General features: G+C 59.6%; 14 protein-coding genes and 1 pseudogene. 9 read left to right on the top strand and 6 right to left on the bottom strand.

Annotated features, from left to right (window positions below; genetic code table 11):
* Positions 1–6: 6 nt before the first annotated feature.
* Both USDA257_RS05290 and USDA257_RS05285 read right to left on the bottom strand, forming a co-directional pair.
* A complete protein-coding gene (locus tag USDA257_RS05290) occupies positions 7–1,323 on the bottom strand; it encodes an oligosaccharide flippase family protein (protein ID WP_014761861.1) in 1,317 nt (438 codons plus the stop codon).
* The gene (locus tag USDA257_RS05285; protein ID WP_196777087.1) at positions 1,320–2,174 is read right to left on the bottom strand and encodes a WecB/TagA/CpsF family glycosyltransferase; all 855 of its coding nucleotides are present in this window, start codon (positions 2,172–2,174) and stop codon (positions 1,320–1,322) included. Before USDA257_RS05285 ends, USDA257_RS05290 begins: the two co-directional genes overlap by 4 nt.
* 294 nt (positions 2,175–2,468) lie before the next feature.
* Here USDA257_RS05285 and USDA257_RS05280 point away from each other — a divergent pair, with 294 nt between their 5' ends.
* Together USDA257_RS05280 and USDA257_RS05275 are read left to right on the top strand one after the other, a co-directional pair.
* Positions 2,469–3,668 (top strand): IS256 family transposase, encoded by a 1,200-nt coding sequence (locus tag USDA257_RS05280; RefSeq protein ID WP_014761859.1) that lies wholly within the window; start codon positions 2,469–2,471, stop codon positions 3,666–3,668.
* A 322-nt stretch (positions 3,669–3,990) separates the two neighbouring features.
* A complete protein-coding gene (locus USDA257_RS05275) occupies positions 3,991–4,683 on the top strand; it encodes a LuxR C-terminal-related transcriptional regulator (protein WP_014761858.1) in 693 nt (230 codons plus the stop codon).
* Positions 4,684–5,010: 327 nt separating this feature from the next.
* Here the strand turns inward: USDA257_RS05275 and USDA257_RS05270 are convergent.
* From USDA257_RS05270 to tnpA, 3 genes and pseudogenes are all read right to left on the bottom strand, one after another.
* Positions 5,011–5,343, bottom strand: a pseudogene (locus USDA257_RS05270) (transposase domain-containing protein); the annotation flags it as partial.
* Between the two features lie 192 nt (positions 5,344–5,535).
* Positions 5,536–5,931 carry an IS66 family insertion sequence element accessory protein TnpB gene (tnpB, locus tag USDA257_RS05265; protein WP_161623523.1) on the bottom strand — a complete coding sequence of 132 codons (396 nt, stop codon included), beginning with the start codon at positions 5,929–5,931 and terminating at the stop codon, positions 5,536–5,538.
* Positions 5,885–6,334 carry an IS66-like element accessory protein TnpA gene (tnpA, locus tag USDA257_RS33520; RefSeq protein WP_014761855.1) on the bottom strand — a complete coding sequence of 150 codons (450 nt, stop codon included), beginning with the start codon at positions 6,332–6,334 and terminating at the stop codon, positions 5,885–5,887. Before tnpA ends, tnpB begins: the two co-directional genes overlap by 47 nt.
* A gap of 543 nt (positions 6,335–6,877) precedes the next feature.
* Here tnpA and USDA257_RS05255 point away from each other — a divergent pair.
* The 7 genes from USDA257_RS05255 to USDA257_RS05225 are packed head-to-tail and all read left to right on the top strand — an operon-like array spanning position 6,878 to position 13,644.
* Complete coding sequence (locus tag USDA257_RS05255) at positions 6,878–7,408, top strand: SIS domain-containing protein (protein ID WP_048657450.1); 531 nt, start codon at positions 6,878–6,880, stop codon at positions 7,406–7,408.
* The gene (locus USDA257_RS05250) at positions 7,405–8,673 is read left to right on the top strand and encodes an HAD-IIIA family hydrolase (protein WP_014761853.1); all 1,269 of its coding nucleotides are present in this window, start codon (positions 7,405–7,407) and stop codon (positions 8,671–8,673) included. The genes USDA257_RS05255 and USDA257_RS05250 overlap by 4 nt, the downstream gene beginning before the upstream one ends.
* Entirely contained in the window at positions 8,666–9,721 is a 1,056-nt protein-coding gene (locus tag USDA257_RS05245) for an NAD-dependent epimerase/dehydratase family protein (RefSeq protein WP_014761852.1), read from the top strand. The genes USDA257_RS05250 and USDA257_RS05245 overlap by 8 nt, the downstream gene beginning before the upstream one ends.
* A 32-nt stretch (positions 9,722–9,753) precedes the next feature.
* Complete coding sequence (locus tag USDA257_RS05240) at positions 9,754–10,839, top strand: GHMP family kinase ATP-binding protein (RefSeq protein ID WP_014761851.1); 1,086 nt, start codon at positions 9,754–9,756, stop codon at positions 10,837–10,839.
* Between the two features lie 51 nt (positions 10,840–10,890).
* Positions 10,891–11,424 (top strand): dTDP-4-dehydrorhamnose 3,5-epimerase, encoded by a 534-nt coding sequence (gene rfbC / locus USDA257_RS05235; RefSeq protein ID WP_041413924.1) that lies wholly within the window; start codon positions 10,891–10,893, stop codon positions 11,422–11,424.
* A 46-nt stretch (positions 11,425–11,470) separates the two neighbouring features.
* On the top strand, positions 11,471–12,808 hold the full coding sequence (locus USDA257_RS05230) for an NAD(P)H-dependent oxidoreductase (RefSeq protein ID WP_014761849.1): 1,338 nt from the start codon (positions 11,471–11,473) through the stop codon (positions 12,806–12,808).
* Between the two features lie 47 nt (positions 12,809–12,855).
* Positions 12,856–13,644: a hypothetical protein gene (locus USDA257_RS05225; RefSeq protein ID WP_014761848.1), complete on the top strand. Its 789-nt coding sequence runs from the start codon at positions 12,856–12,858 to the stop codon at positions 13,642–13,644.
* Positions 13,645–13,685: 41 nt separating this feature from the next.
* Here the strand turns inward: USDA257_RS05225 and USDA257_RS05220 are convergent, their stop codons facing one another.
* Positions 13,686–14,498: a hypothetical protein gene (locus USDA257_RS05220; RefSeq protein ID WP_144051894.1), complete on the bottom strand. Its 813-nt coding sequence runs from the start codon at positions 14,496–14,498 to the stop codon at positions 13,686–13,688.
* Positions 14,499–14,534: the final 36 nt, after the last annotated feature.

The raw sequence follows: 14,534 nt of genomic DNA, 5'->3' as shown, positions 1-14,534 counted from the left end.
AAACTCCTACTGGAAACGACCGGCCTCATGCTCAAGCGGCACGGATCGGGACGCCGGCAAATATCCTTGCGTCCGGCCGGCGTCGGGCGCCGATGCCGTTCGAAGGACGGCCGCTCCGCCAACGAGGAAAAAGCCGGTTGAAACTACCAGAACGACGACTTCCTTCGTTACCATTGCATAGACGATGGCTTGCTCCGCCACTATGAAAGACAAAAAGTATGAGCCTATCAGGAACACCAGCAACCCGAACGCATTGAGGGCGGCCCATTCATTTTCATATCCATAACTGAACATGAATATATTGGATGTGAACGTATTTATATTCATAAGAAGCGGTATGATTGCCATTGCACGCACGAAAGGTATTGCACCAGAAAATTCATTTCCAAAGAAGAACAATATTATATACGGAGCGATGAAGAACATACCGATACTAATTACCACCCCGCCCGCAATGGTGAATAGCGATCTCCTTAACAGCTCTATTCCAGCAGCGGGGTCGACATGCGCGTAGTATGAAACCCTCGGTAGAAAAGTATCCATCAGCAATCTGAAAAATATTCGCGCGGCTTGCAGGAATTTTTCGGCGACGGAGTATTGTCCGGCTGCAACATAACCTGCGAAGTGACCAACAAGGGCAACAGGGAGGGTGAAGAGGGCAGTCTCTACGGCCGTGAAGAGAAATCCCCGCCAGCCGTTGCGCAGTTGCATACCGATGACCGAGAGCGTCAGCGACCTGAAGCCCCCAAAGCCGATCGGAAGAAGGAAGGGCGTGCAGACCAGGCCGCTGACAACGGGAACCGCGCTCTGGATAGCAACGGCGAGCGCGACCTGGTCGGGTGATCCGACCATGAGGACGAAACAAACGAGCGCCAAAAGGCGAGCAACGACCGCCGCGACGGCCGCATGCCAGGCCCTTTCGAGGCCGATAAAGAGCCAGGACGGATAAATGATGCCACCGGCGGCCGAAAGCATTGCGCATAGAAATGTCGGCTTGCTGAGTGCCAGGACGTCACCGGCCAGCACAAGGCCAACCAGGCATACGGCAGCGAAAAGCACTGCCTTGGTGGCCATGACCTGAGCAACGAGTGACGCGATCGCCGTCTGCTCGTGCCGAAGGAAAGCGACCCTGCGCTGTGCGGTCCAATGAAATCCGTAGGCCACTATCGTGGCCGCAAGCTGTCCAATGGCGAGTGCATATGCAAACTGCCCGAAACTCGAGGGCCCTAGAACACGCCCGGCATAGGGCAATAGGAGCAGCGGTTGCAGAACGTCGGCGGCATGCATGATTGCTAGGCTGACGGCCTGTTTGCGCATTTTCATGGGGAGCCCCCGGTCCGGTGCCTGTCTTTGACGGTTACAGAGCCGAGCATCGAAAGCAGCGACGTATGTAACAGAGCCAGAATGAAAAGGCTGTTGGTTACGAGATACCGGCTCGCCAGGCGGCGCGGATCCTGCGAGAGCCGGTGCAGCCATTCCAGTCCGCACTTCTGCATCCATTGCGGCGCTCGCTTAATGTCTCCCGCGTGGAAGTCGAATGCTGCTCCCACCCCCAGCATCACCGCATTGATCCGCCCACGATGCGCCCGCAGCCAGGCTTCCTGCTTGGGACACCCGAGCCCCACCCACACGATCCTCGCACCGGACTGATTGATCATCCTGACCACCGCTTCATCCTCGTCGTCGGTCAGAGGACGGCGCGGAGGCGAGTAAGTGCCGACGATGTTTATGCCGGGGAACTCGGTTCGGATGCGCTGTTCGAGACGTCCAAGGGTGCCGGGACTTGCCCCGTATAGGAACATTTCCGTGCCGAGTTCCGACGCCCTGCGGCAACAACGCCACATCAGATCGGGACCGCTGACCCGCGGCTGCCCCCCATGTCCCTGCCGCCTCAGGACCCAGGCCACCGGAGCTCCATCGGGCGCGACGAGGTCGGCACTCTCCATCGCTTCGGCATGCGCGCGATTGCGGCGGGCGGTGACGACGCTGTGGACATTGCACAGGAAAACCGTTCGGCTCTCCCGCCTCAGGGCCCACTCGAAAACGCAGTTGATTGCCTGCGTCCAGCCCAGTGCATGTACCGGCACTCCAACTACAAGCTCCCGCACTTGCACCTGATTGATCGCAGACTCCACCATCTCGCCCTCGATTGCCGCAAATGGATGCACCATCATCACAGCGCCTGAGCACGGTTCAATTGCTATTCCGAATAGGAGTGAGGAGGCAGCTCTCATCCGAGGTACCTAGAAAGGAATAGCGGCATTCTCCAAAGGCGAAGATGCATGGAACGGAAAGCGCGCGGCGCCTTTAATGGTTGTGTCCCGTCGAGTGGTGTAACTCGGCGGTAGCGAAGCCGCTCGGGAGCGCGCCCTCAACAGCGCTGTAGCGAGCGAGCGGCTAGCAGCGGTCATCGATGTTCCCCGGTAGGGTCGGGTTGCTCACACCAACCTGATTCGAAGGAAGCACCGATGACCGATGCCATGATGAACCTGCGCATGCTCGTGGAGAAGACCCCCGACGCCGATATTCTGCGCGAGATGATCGGCTTTGCCGCTGAACGGCTGATGGAGATGGAGGTGGGTGCCTCCACCGGCGCCGGCTATGGCGAGAAGAACCCGTTGCGCACGGCCCAGCGCAACGGATATCGCGACCGGGACTGGGAGACGCGAGCCGGCACCGTCGAGCTGCGCATCCCCAAGCTCAGGAAAGGCACCTACTTCCCTTCGTTCCTGGAGCCGCGGCGCATGGCTGAGAAGGCGCTGACGGCGGTGATCCAGGAGGCTTACATTCAGGGCATCTCGACCCGCTCGGTCGACGACCTGGTCAAGGCCATGGGCATGAGCGGCGTCTCCAAGAGCCAGGTCAGCCGGCTCTGCGAGGAGATCGACGGCAAGGTGAAGGCCTTTCTCGACCGGCCGATCGAGGGCGACTGGCCATATCTGTGGGTCGATGCCACCTACCTGAAGGTGCGCCGCGGCGGCCGCATCGTCTCCGTCGCTGTGATCATCGCCGTCGGCGTCAACACGGACGGCCGGCGCGAGGTGCTGGGCATGGAGGTCGGCACATCGGAAGCCGAGCCGATCTGGACAGAGTTCCTGCGCAAGCTAACTCGGCGTGGCCTGCGCGGCGTCAGGCTCGTCGTTTCCGATGCCCACGAAGGCATCAAGGCGGCGGTTTCCAAAGTTCTGTGCGCCACCTGGCAGCGCTGCAGGGTTCATTTCGCTCGCAACGTGCTGGCGCATGCCGGAAAGAGTGGCCGTCGTGTCGTGTCGGCCTTCATTGCCACCGCCTTCGCCCAGGAGACGGCAGAGGCGGCAAGCCTGCAATGGCGCGCCGTCGCCGACCAGATCCGCCCGAAAGTGCCGAAGCTCGCCGCCATCATGGACGAGGCCGAGCACGACGTCCTCGCCTACATGAGCTTCCCCAAGGAGCACCGCGTCAAGCTACACTCGATCAATCCGATCGAGCGACTCAATGGCGAGATCAAGCGGCGCACCGAGGTCGTTGGCATCTTTCCCAACGACGATGCCATCGTCCGCCTCGTCGGCGCATTGCTGCTTGAACAAAATGACGAGTGGGCCGTGCAGCGGGCTCGCTACATGACACTGGAAACTATTAGCCAGATGAGTGATGATCCGCTCATCAGCCTGCCGGCAGTGGCACGCTGATCAGTCCGGCCTACGCCGGAGAGCACGGCGACCAAAGCCGTCAGTTACACCACTCCAGTGGGCACGATCCCTTTAATTTCCGGGCGCCACGAGCGGACCCGTCTTTCTGGCCGCTCCGCCCCGATCCTCCGAGTGGCTCCAACGTACAAAAGAGTGTTAGTACTTTTGACCGATCAGGCGAGGTCCTAGTGCAAACAGTTGAGGCTCCTTACACTTCTGCGTGGTGGAAGTGCCGCGCTCTTCTAAGGTAGCCTGATTTATAGAACGTGGCGCAGATGCGGTAAGCCGAGTAACCAATATGACAAGAATCCGGGTGAACAGTATGGCACGAATGACGCCGACGCTCCTCGTCGATTCCCATGATCTTTCACGCGAAGGTCTCAAACACATCCTCCTGGATTCGTCGTTCCGCGTCGCCGCGGCGGCTTCGACCTTGTCCGACGTGATGGACCACCCCCTCGGTAGGGAAAAGCCCGGGCTCCTCGTGCTATGCTACTATAGAAGCGAGGAATTGCGGGCCCAAGATCTCGTCCGGTTCCGCAACGAACACCCGCAGGCCCGAATTGCCGTGCTTGCAGACCGCTACGACGACGAAGACTTATCCACTCTACTTCGGCTCGGCGTGAACTGCTATCTGACTAAGAGGGTTAGCACCGAGAGCCTGTTCAAATCTTTCGACCTGGTGATGCTCGGAGAGGTCATATTCCCTTCTGTGGCGCTCCCGCTGGTGCGCCGGGAGTTCTCCGAGGTTGAGACCGAGGATTGGGACGACGAGGGTTCCGTCAACGCGGATAGCGAACGGCTCCAGCGCCAGCTGTCGAGCCGTGAACATGATATCCTGCAATGTCTTGTCGAGGGTGCATCGAACAAGGTGATAGCGCGCAGGCTCGACATCGCCGAAGCGACCGTCAAGGTTCATATTAAGGCGATTCTGCGAAAAATTCACGTCCGCAACAGGACGCAGGCTGCCGTATGGGCGATCAACAATCCCGCCATGCCGCAAATGAATCGGTGACGAGATTCGCCTGCCCCACGACGATAGACGCCGAGTTAGACCCGCGAGAACCGTACTGTCGAATGTCCCTGACTGCGTAGATCTCTCAGCCACAGTTTCAAACGCTTCGGCGAACGATCGCTGCGCGGCTAATCAACCCCGCGTTGTGTCGTCGCGGCAGGCGAGCGGCTGAATGCGATCGTTGCAAACACCCGTTGCTCGTTCGAGCTCGGAGTGCTCCAACAGAGCGGTATGCGGCGTCTCCGCCCCATTGATTTTGCGGTTGCAACGGTGATGTCGATCGCTCGCGGAAGGTTTTGTGAGCTCGTCGGGGAGTCCCGGACGAGCTCATTGTGAGGCGCTGATCCGTTGCGCATAGGCCCAGGGCATGAAGGCGTCGATGTCTTTGGCGAGGTGGCCGTTGGCGAGGCTGGTGAAGAGATCGCGCAGGTAGGCGTAGGGTTCAACGCCGTTCATCTTGCAGCTTCCGATCAGGCTAGCGAAACGGGCCCAGTTACGGCCGCCTTCATCGTGGCCGGCAAAGAGCGCATTGCGGCGGTTCATGGCCGGGCTTCTGATCGCGTTTTCGACGAGGTTGGAGTCGATGTCGACGCGGCCGTCGTCCAGGAACAGCCGGAAGCCATCCTGACGTTTGAGCATGTAAGCCATAGCTTCGCCGAGGCCACCACCGCCTGCTCATGCTGACGGGCCGCACGCTCGACCGACAGCTCGAACTGCACCGCCGCAAAGGCATTCAATACCTCGACAGGAAGGTCCGGGAACTGGCTGAGATCGATGGGCTGCGACATGTGTCTTCATAACAAACCGAAGCAGAAAAGCCTAACAAAACAATGCCAAAATAGGGCGGCTGAGTCATCCTGCCGCAGTCGGTGGCGTCACCCGTTGCGCCATAACCCGTCGCCAATCAAGCCCTTCGAACAAGGCTTCAAACTGCGCACGTGACAGACGCATCGTTCCATCCTGCACCTTGGGCCAGGCAAAGTTTCCCTGCTCCAAAACCTTGTAGATCAGCACCATTCCGGTGCCATCCCATACCAGGATTTTCAAACGATCCCCGCGCTTCGACCGGAAGATCACCGTCACCCCGGAATGCGGATCAAGCTTCAACTCGGTCTGCACCATCAAGGCCAGCGCTGATGGCCACAGCGGAAGTCCACCGGCCGCGTCGCGATCAGGATCGGCAAGCGTTGGCCCGCAACGATCATGCCGTCCCTCGCATCGCGCGCACCAAAGCTGCAACGCGATCAACCGGCACATCGCCGGGAACCCTCATCACGAGGTCTGCGCCTATTTCTACCGTCACGATCCGCGAAGCGGCCGCGACCGGCTCCGGAACCGGCGATACATCGGCAGCCTCCGTCGTAATCGCCAGGGGCACAAAGGCTGGCTCGAGTGAGCTCCTATTGTCGCAAGGCACCGCCCGTATCAGTTCCGCAGGAAGCGCCAGAAGACCCTGACGCGCTTGCCGTCGCCAGTCCGAAAGCTGATGCGCAGCGAGATCATAAGTGAGCGCAACATCAACAACCCGCGCACCGGGCTGAAGGCTTTCCGCTACAATCCGCGCCTTCAGATCATTGGGCCATCGCCGGTTTCCACGACGAGGCTCGACAACTTCGCATCGCCCGACAAATCCATCACCGCCATCCGCCATGCCAAATCTCCAGCTCTTGCCGAAAACCTTCTGGCAGAAACCTCAATGTTCACAAACACGCGGAATCAATGGGGTGTAGGCGGCGCATACACAGAGCGGGGCGATCATCCACGTTAAACACGACCCGGCAATCGCAAACCCCGTCAGCGGCATGCGGACAGGCGACCCCGACTGTTGCCATTGACAGCGAGCCTCGGCCCGCCGCTCGGCATACCGCTTTGGGTTGGGCTGAGGGGTGAGTCCGATCGACTCTCCGCCAAACAGCTTAGCGGGGTTGGACCTCGCTAGTCTGCTCGCGCGAGCGCCTACCCGAATGATCATCTATTCTTGCTTGATCCCGCGTGAAACTCTTGCGGCATGTAGAACCGCTTGTTCTCCATGAGCCCCGGTTGTTTTTGGCAGACCAAACCGACCGCGCGCGCCCAAGAATATTGAGAACAAGGGACAAGAAAGGGGATGTCGCAAATGCTCGCGGGTGATGTTTTCTGTTTGCCGTCTAAGGAATCCACTCGGGAATACCTGACGTCGCTGGGCGATGCGTTGATGCAGATCGATACGGATGCCATCCAGGAAGCAATCGAGATGCTGCGCGTCACTCGAGATTCGGGCGGCACTGTCTTCATCGCCGGCAACGGCGGTAGCGCAGCGACCGCCTCCCACTGGGTTAATGATCTCGGCAAGGCCACGAAACGCTCAGGAAGGCAGCCGATCCGGGTCATGGGGCTGACGGACAACATCTCCTGGATGACGGCGCTCGGCAATGACGAAGGCTATGAGCGTATCTTTTCCGGCCAGATGGAGAACTTCGCCAAGCCCGGCGACCTGCTCATCGTGATTTCAGCCAGCGGCAATTCGCGCAACCTTGTCCGTGCAGTCGAACTCGCTCGCGAAAGGTCGGTGGCCAGCATCGCCATGGTCGGTTTTGACGGCGGAACGCTCAAGGAACTCGTGGATCAGCCGGTTTGGGTTCGGTCTGAAAAGGGCGCCTACGAACTCGTCGAAGACGTCCACTCGGCGATCTGTCATGCCATCACGCGATACCTTGTCGACGACCGCCCGGAGCCCGGTCAATGACGATTGCCCTATCGAGGTCTCCGCGCGGGCAAGAGGCATATATCGAAGGCCGTACCTACAACCGGCCGCGCCAGGCGGTGATTCTGGCTGGCGGGCGTGGCACGCGTATGCATCCCATTACGCTAGACCGCCCAAAACCGATGGTGCCGGTGCTTGGCCGACCGTTTCTCGAGTACCAGATCGAGCAACTGCGGCAGGAGGGATTCGAAAAGGTCCTGCTGCTGCTGGGCTACCTGCCGCACGTGGTAATGAACCATTTCGGCGATGGCAGCAGGTTCGGCCTGAGCATCGAATATGCAGTCACCAACCCCGACGATCTGACCAGCAGCCGGGTATCCAATGCCCGTCATCTCATAGATCCATGCTTCCTGCTGATGTATTGCGACAACTACTGGCCAATGCGGATGGAGCGGCTTTGGCAACGCTTCTGCGCGGCAGGCAAGCCCGCAATGATCACGGTTTACGGCAACAAGGATGGCTATTCACGCGGCAGCGTGATCGTTGACGCGGATGATAATGTGACAGTCTTCGACCGGCTCCGGACCACGCCCGGATTGCAGGGAGTCGAGATCAGCTATGCCATACTGACCGATCTCGCCCTCGAATTCCTGCCGGAGGAGGACACCCTCTTTGAGGAAGCGATCTACACGCCGCTAGCCGCTCAGCATCGCCTCGCCGGCTTCATGAGCGAGCACCGTTACTACAGCGTGGGCTCGATTGAGCGACTTCCCGCGACGGAGCGCTTCATGAGGCGCGAGAAAACCATCCTCCTGGATCGGGACGGCGTTCTGAACCGGAAGCCCCCACGGGCTCAGTATGTGTGTTCATGGGACCAGTGGGAATGGATCCCGGGCTCCAGGCAGGCGTTGGCCCTCCTGAACGAGGCCGGCTATCGCATAATTGTCATCTCCAATCAGGCGGGGATAGCGCGCGGAGCGATGAGCGCCGCTGATCTCGAAGCCGTTCACCAGTCCATGTGCGCCGAGGCCGCAGCCGTTGGCGGCAAGATCACGGCGATCTATCACTGCCCGCACGGTTGGGACGATGGCTGCGACTGCCGCAAGCCCAAACCCGGCATGTTGCACGAGGCGCAACGCGACTTCGATCTCGATCTCACGCGCACGCTCTTTGTCGGCGATGACGATCGTGACCGTCAGGCGGCCGAAGCGGCGGACTGCCTCTACGCGCAAGTAAGCGAGCAGTGCTCGCTTCTGGACCTTACCCGGCAACTCCTTTCGACAACAGGCGTGGGAAAACATGGCTGAAACATCACGCATTCTCATCACCGGACACAATGGCTATCTCGGTTCCGTCATGGTGCCCTTGCTGCAATGGGCAGGCTATGAAGTGATAGGGCTGGACACGGGATATTTTCGTGCGTGCACCCTCGGGGTCGACAATACCAGCGTGGCGGAGATCACGAAGGATTTGCGCGCAATCGAACCCTCGGATCTCCAAGGCTTAGACGCGGTCATCCATCTGGCGGCCCTCTCGAACGACCCGATCGGGAATCTCAACGCGGACTGGACGCGGCAGATCAATGCGGAAGGGACGCTTCGTCTGGCCGAGATGGCAAAGGCCGCCGGCATCCGGCGGTTTCTGTTCTCCTCCTCCTGCATCATGTACGGCATGTCGGAAGCCGCAGTCGTTGACGAGACTGCCCCGCTGGCGCCGCAGACGGAGTATGCAAGATCGAAGGTCGTAGCCGAGGAAGGACTGCGTGCCCTGGCCGACGACGGGTTTTCGCCCGTCTACTGCCGCAACGGCACCGTCTACGGCCTGTCACCGCGCATGCGCTTCGACACGGTGCTGAACAATTTCATGGGCAGCGCCTTCACCAGGGGGCGTGTCGAAGTCCACAGCGATGGCACGCCATGGCGGCCCGTGGTTCATGTCCAGGATGTTGCGCGCTATTTCAAACTGATGCTGGAGGCGCCCCTCCAGGACATCCACAATGAGGCGTTCAACATGGGTGTTGAAAGCCTCAATCTTCAGGTGCGCGAGATCGCGGAAGTCGCCGCGGAGACGGTCCCGGGCGCGGAACTGATCATGGTACCGCAGCCGGGCGCCGATCAAAGGACCTACAAGGCGGATTTTAGCAAGTTCTCGCGGATTTTCCCGGACTTCGAGTTTCAGTGGACGGCACGAAAAGGAGCGCAGGAGCTTTACGAGGCATTCCGCGCAATCGCGCTCCGATATGAAGACTTTATCGATAAGCGCTTCACGCGGCTACGCTGGCTCGATCACCTGCGCGAAGCGGGGAAGCTCGATGACCAACTTCATTGGCGTATGCCGCAGCCGTGCGTTGCATGAAACCGTTCCCGTTGACCTTGAGGTAGCGAAAGATGGAACAGCTAGTCGATGCCCCAGCGATACACGACCGCCTCTCAGGACTTGCCCATCCGACAATCATCGATCGCGCTGCGCAGCGACTGCCGTCTCTTGTCCTGACGCGCACTCCGTTGCGAGTCAGTTTTGCCGGAGGCGGCACTGACCTGCCGGATTTCTACAACCTCGACTACGGCGCAGTCTTCAGCGCGGCAGTGGACAAGTACATCTATGTCACCGTCAAGCGTCACAGCGAAATTTTCAATGAGCCGATCCGCCTGAACTATTCGCAAACGGAGCAGGTAAACACCATAGGGGAGATCAAGAACAACATCGCTCGCGAATGCCTGCGTTTGCTGGAGATCGAACCGCCGATTTACATTTCCACGGTCGGCGACATGCCGGCTTCGACCGGGATGGGTGGGTCGAGCTCGTTCACGGTAGGTCTGCTCAACGCCTTGCACGCGTTCCGAGGAGAGCGCGTCACACCCGGCCAATTGGCCGAAGAGGCATGTCACATCGAGATGGACATCCTCAAGGAGCCGATCGGCAAGCAGGACCAGTATGCCGCCGCATTCGGAGGCATGAACCTGTTCCGCTTCCAGCCTGGTGGCGCGGTGACGGTCCAGCCGCAACGGGTGCGCAACGGCGCCGTCGAACATCTCTTCGCAAACCTGATGATGTTCTGGACGTCGCATCAGCGCCCGGCCAGTTCCGTGCTGGTCGAGCAGAAGGCGAAAACGTCCGGCAACCTCGATACGCTCAGACAAATGCGTGACTACGCCTTCATGCTTCAGGAGATTTTTTCTGAGCCGGTCGTCGACATAGAGCGGTTCGGCGCTGCTCTTCACAGCGGTTGGGAGATGAAGCGGAGTTTGGCGTCGCGCGTAAGCAATGATGAGATCAACCGCAACTACGACCTCGCCAAGCAGGCAGGGGCGGAGGGCGGCAAATTGTGCGGCGCCGGCGGCGGAGGTTTCCTTATGTTCGCGGTCAAACCAGAACGCCAGGAAAGTGTAAGGCGGGCACTCTCACACCTGACCTATGTTCCCATCGGCTATGAAGTACACGGTTCACGCCTCTTGCATCCTGCGCAAGTCTGAGCCGCATCTGCGGCGGGACCTGACAGTTTTACTTACCTAATGGATTTACAAATGCTTTTTACGAAAACCGATATTCCCAACGCGACCCTGGTGGAACTACAGAAATTCGAGGATGAGCGGGGCTTTTTCGCGCGTGGCTGGTGCGCGCGAGAGTTTGCCGAGCACGGACTTCCAGGCAACGTCGTGCAAATGAACATCTCATACAACCGATGGAAGCACACACTTCGCGGCTTCCACTATCAGCTGGCTCCCCATGGCGAGGACAAGATGCTTCGCTGTATCCGGGGCAGCTTGTACGACGTGCTGATCGATTTGCGGCCCGAATCCCCCACCTATAAGCAACACTTCACGGTTCAGCTTTCGGCCGCGAACCAACGGATGCTGGTGATCCCGAAGGGCTGCGCGAACGCCTTTCTCACCTTGGAGGACCACACCGAGGCCACGTACCTCGTCTCCGAATTCTACACACCGGCAGCCGAGCGCGGTGTTCGCTGGAACGATCCGGCATTCGCAGTGAAGTGGCCGGTAGATGCACCGGCGGTGGTTTCAGAAAAGGACCGAAACTGGCCGGATTATGCCGGATAACCCTGCACCGCCCGGCCCTTGCGGGCAGCGGTAAGAGGAGGCGCAAATGTTCATCGTCGACAGGGAGTTGGAGAGGCGCCAGGCTGAGGGGCGTCCAATTCGCGTGGGTATGGTGGGGGCCGGTTTCATGGCCCGCGGCATCGCGCTGCAGATGCTACGATTTGTTCCGGGAATGGAGCTCGTGGCCATTTCCAACAGACACGTGGAAAAGGCGCGCGAGGCCTACGCCGCGGCAGGCGAAGACGATGTGACGGAGGCGACCAGCACTATGGCGCTCGAGGAAATCGTAGCTCGCGGCCGGCGCGCGATCACAGCGGATCCGATGCACATTTGCGAGGCCGGAGGTATCGACGTCGTCGTCGAAGCGACAGGCGCGATCGAGTTCGCTGCTCACGTCACAATGCGTGCGATCCGGTACGGCAAGCATGTCGTCCTTATGAACGCCGAACTCGACGGCACGATCGGCCCGATCCTGAAAGTGTATGCCGACGAAGCAGGAGTGGTTCTTACCAACGTGGAGGGAGATCAGCCGGGCGTCATCATGAACCTCTACCGTTGGGTCAAGGGCCTCGGCATACGCCCTGTGCTTTGCGGAAACATCAAGGGTCTGCACGACCCCTACCGCAATCCGACGACCCAGGAGGGATTTGCCAAGAAGTGGGGGATGAAGGCCCCAATGGTCACCTCCTTCGCGGACGGCACGAAGATCTCGTTCGAGAACGCCATTGTAGCCAACGCCACAGGCATGCGGGTGGCGAAGCGCGGCATGTACGGACCTGTCGTCGAGGCCGGTACGCCGATCCAGGAGGCGGTCGGCTGGTATCAGCTCGATCAGCTCATCGAGGGCCCGGGGATAGTTGATTACTGCGTCGGGGCCATGCCGAATCCCGGTATCTTCGTTCTCGGGACCACAGAAGATGCCGTCGAGAAGCACTATCTCTCACTCTACAAAATGGGCGCCGGGCCGCTCTATTGTTTCTATTGGCCTTATCATCTGTGTCATTTCGAGGTGCCGTTCACGGTGGCGCGGGCCGCAATCTTCCATGATGCTGCGATTGCGCCGCTTGGCGCGCCGACAGTCGACGTGGTGACCGCCGCCAAGCGGGATCTTCGTGCCGGAGAAATCATCGATGGCATTGGACATTACATGACCTACGGGCTCTGTGAGAACGCGCAGACGGTGCACACCGAACGCCTTCTGCCGATCGGGCTCGCCGAGGGCTGCCGGCTGCTGCGCGACGTTAGGCGCGACGAGGTGCTCGGCTATGACGACGTCGAGCTTCCAGACGGGCGGCTCTGCGACGCGCTGCGCCAGGAGCAGGATCTTGCCTTCTTCGGCCGCTCTGCAGCCTCCCCGCAGCGCAAGGTTTCTGCGACCGCTTAAATTAGCCGGACATCAGAGGATCCGCTGACTGACCTCAGGAGTTCGAGATGGCCGAACCGATGGCGCGAACGTTACCCGACTCGCATTGTCTGACGTATGCCACCGCGTTTTGCCTCATTTTTGTCGGTACGATTTTCCTGGCGCTTAACCCGGATTTGATCGACAGGCCTCTCGCAAAGGCCATTAACATCGTAGCGAGCAATCAGCCCTTTGCCACGCGGCTCGCTTCCGGTGCAATCAATTCGACAGCCGAAGGCGCTATAGTCCTGTCCCTGCTTTGGTATTGCTGGTTTTCCCTTGTCGGGCCGGAATCGAGGGCAAGGCTAGTGAGCGGTGTGTGCGCCGCCGTACTCGCGGCGTTCGTCGCACATTTCCTGCAAGGCAGTCTGCCGACGCCGCCAAAGCCGATTTTTGACTCCGCACTCGGGCTTCATATCCCAGATGTTCTGGGCGACGCTGCCGTTCTGCGCTCCTCACCTTTCTTCGGCAGTCCCGGGTTCCCTAGCGAGAGAGCGGTTCTGTTCGTGGGTCTAGCGATCGCCATTCTTCTTGTTCGCTTCGAACTCGGACTCATCGCTGTCGCCTATACTTTGGCGGCAGAGCTTGCGCGAGTCTACTTGGGGCTGCATTACCCGACCAATGCTCTGGGTAGCCTCGCCTTGGCCGCCAGCCTGGCATGGCTGTCGCAAGCGCGTCCCAGCCTTGAACTCGGCGCTCTAATTCTCCGGTGGGAGCGCGGCGCCGCACCAAGCTTCTATCTGTGCAGCTTTCTGGGCTCATACCTCGTAATAGCCTTCGAGGATTTACGCGAAGTTGCCAAAAGACTGCTCCTGTAGACATTGGCGCACAGCCAGCCAGGGCCGCGAGTCGGGTCTGATCACCGTTCGACGAGTTGGTGCAAACATTCGCGCAGATGACCTAGAAGTCCCTGTATGAATGCGATAACACCCGCCATCTCCATTATTTCTTCCGAGTGCGTCATCACCAGGAAAGGCATATCGACGACTCCCGACCAGTTTTCGGGATGTGCGATGTAGGCGGGATAGATATGCCCCCACGCCACAAGCTCCATTCCCACCGCCCCGCCTGTATAAAGGGCGCCCCCGAACACGAACCAACACAAGGTTCGCCGCGGCAGAGCCAGCAGGAAGCGCGAATAAAGTAGCACCAGTATCACCAAGGCCACCCCTGCGGGTATGACCCAGCCGGCATAAAGCGGCCCGCTTAGCGCTAGCAAAGCCCGTGTTGGGGCCATCGCCATCTCATGGAGACTGGCGGCCTCATCGACTGACAGGTAAAGAAACATCAGGCTCAGTCCGAACCAATAGACGCTGAACCGGTCTCGCAGAAGCTGCTTTGCCCGGGCAATCAAAAATAAAAGGCCAGCCGCCGAAAACAGCAGGCACGTCGCGAACCATGTTGGAATATTTGCTTCCTCGTCCACGTTAACCCGTCGAACAAGCCAGTTCGGCGGGTTATAACCGAACTGATACCTCGTCGCCAAAGTCACGAAACTGACAGAAGCAAGAGCGGTCGTGATCATGAGCAAGATCGGAACAATCGCTTGCCACGGCACCAATAGCTCTGCGCTTGGAGTTGCGGTGTGCTCACGCTGCAGCTTCTCTTTCGCGCCAATCGCTCCATCGCCGGCGCTACGGGGCGGAACATGTCGGTTGAGGTCGATGGCCATAGCTGTAACCCAGGCTTGTTGTACCATCAGGTTTGC

This window comes from Sinorhizobium fredii USDA 257, assembly GCF_000265205.3.
In the GTDB taxonomy this organism is placed as follows: Bacteria; Pseudomonadota; Alphaproteobacteria; order Rhizobiales; family Rhizobiaceae; genus Sinorhizobium; species Sinorhizobium fredii_B.
This window is presented reverse-complemented; position numbering and strand designations above follow the sequence as displayed.

What these genes read in the sequence shown, in the direction of transcription:
- USDA257_RS05290 (WP_014761861.1), bottom strand. Translation starts at nt 1,323, where the DNA reads ATGAAAATGCGCAAACAGGCCGTCAGCCTAGCAATCATGCATGCCGCC.
- USDA257_RS05285 (WP_196777087.1), bottom strand. Translation starts at nt 2,174, where the DNA reads ATGATGGTGCATCCATTTGCGGCAATCGAGGGCGAGATGGTGGAGTCT.
- USDA257_RS05280 (WP_014761859.1), top strand. Translation starts at nt 2,469, where the DNA reads ATGACCGATGCCATGATGAACCTGCGCATGCTCGTGGAGAAGACCCCC.
- USDA257_RS05275 (WP_014761858.1), top strand. Translation starts at nt 3,991, where the DNA reads ATGGCACGAATGACGCCGACGCTCCTCGTCGATTCCCATGATCTTTCA.
- tnpA (WP_014761855.1), bottom strand. Translation starts at nt 6,334, where the DNA reads ATGGCGGATGGCGGTGATGGATTTGTCGGGCGATGCGAAGTTGTCGAG.
- USDA257_RS05255 (WP_048657450.1), top strand. Translation starts at nt 6,878, where the DNA reads ATGCAGATCGATACGGATGCCATCCAGGAAGCAATCGAGATGCTGCGC.
- USDA257_RS05250 (WP_014761853.1), top strand. Translation starts at nt 7,405, where the DNA reads ATGACGATTGCCCTATCGAGGTCTCCGCGCGGGCAAGAGGCATATATC.
- USDA257_RS05245 (WP_014761852.1), top strand. Translation starts at nt 8,666, where the DNA reads ATGGCTGAAACATCACGCATTCTCATCACCGGACACAATGGCTATCTC.
- USDA257_RS05240 (WP_014761851.1), top strand. Translation starts at nt 9,754, where the DNA reads ATGGAACAGCTAGTCGATGCCCCAGCGATACACGACCGCCTCTCAGGA.
- rfbC (WP_041413924.1), top strand. Translation starts at nt 10,891, where the DNA reads ATGCTTTTTACGAAAACCGATATTCCCAACGCGACCCTGGTGGAACTA.
- USDA257_RS05230 (WP_014761849.1), top strand. Translation starts at nt 11,471, where the DNA reads ATGTTCATCGTCGACAGGGAGTTGGAGAGGCGCCAGGCTGAGGGGCGT.
- USDA257_RS05225 (WP_014761848.1), top strand. Translation starts at nt 12,856, where the DNA reads ATGGCCGAACCGATGGCGCGAACGTTACCCGACTCGCATTGTCTGACG.
- USDA257_RS05220 (WP_144051894.1), bottom strand. Translation starts at nt 14,498, where the DNA reads ATGGCCATCGACCTCAACCGACATGTTCCGCCCCGTAGCGCCGGCGAT.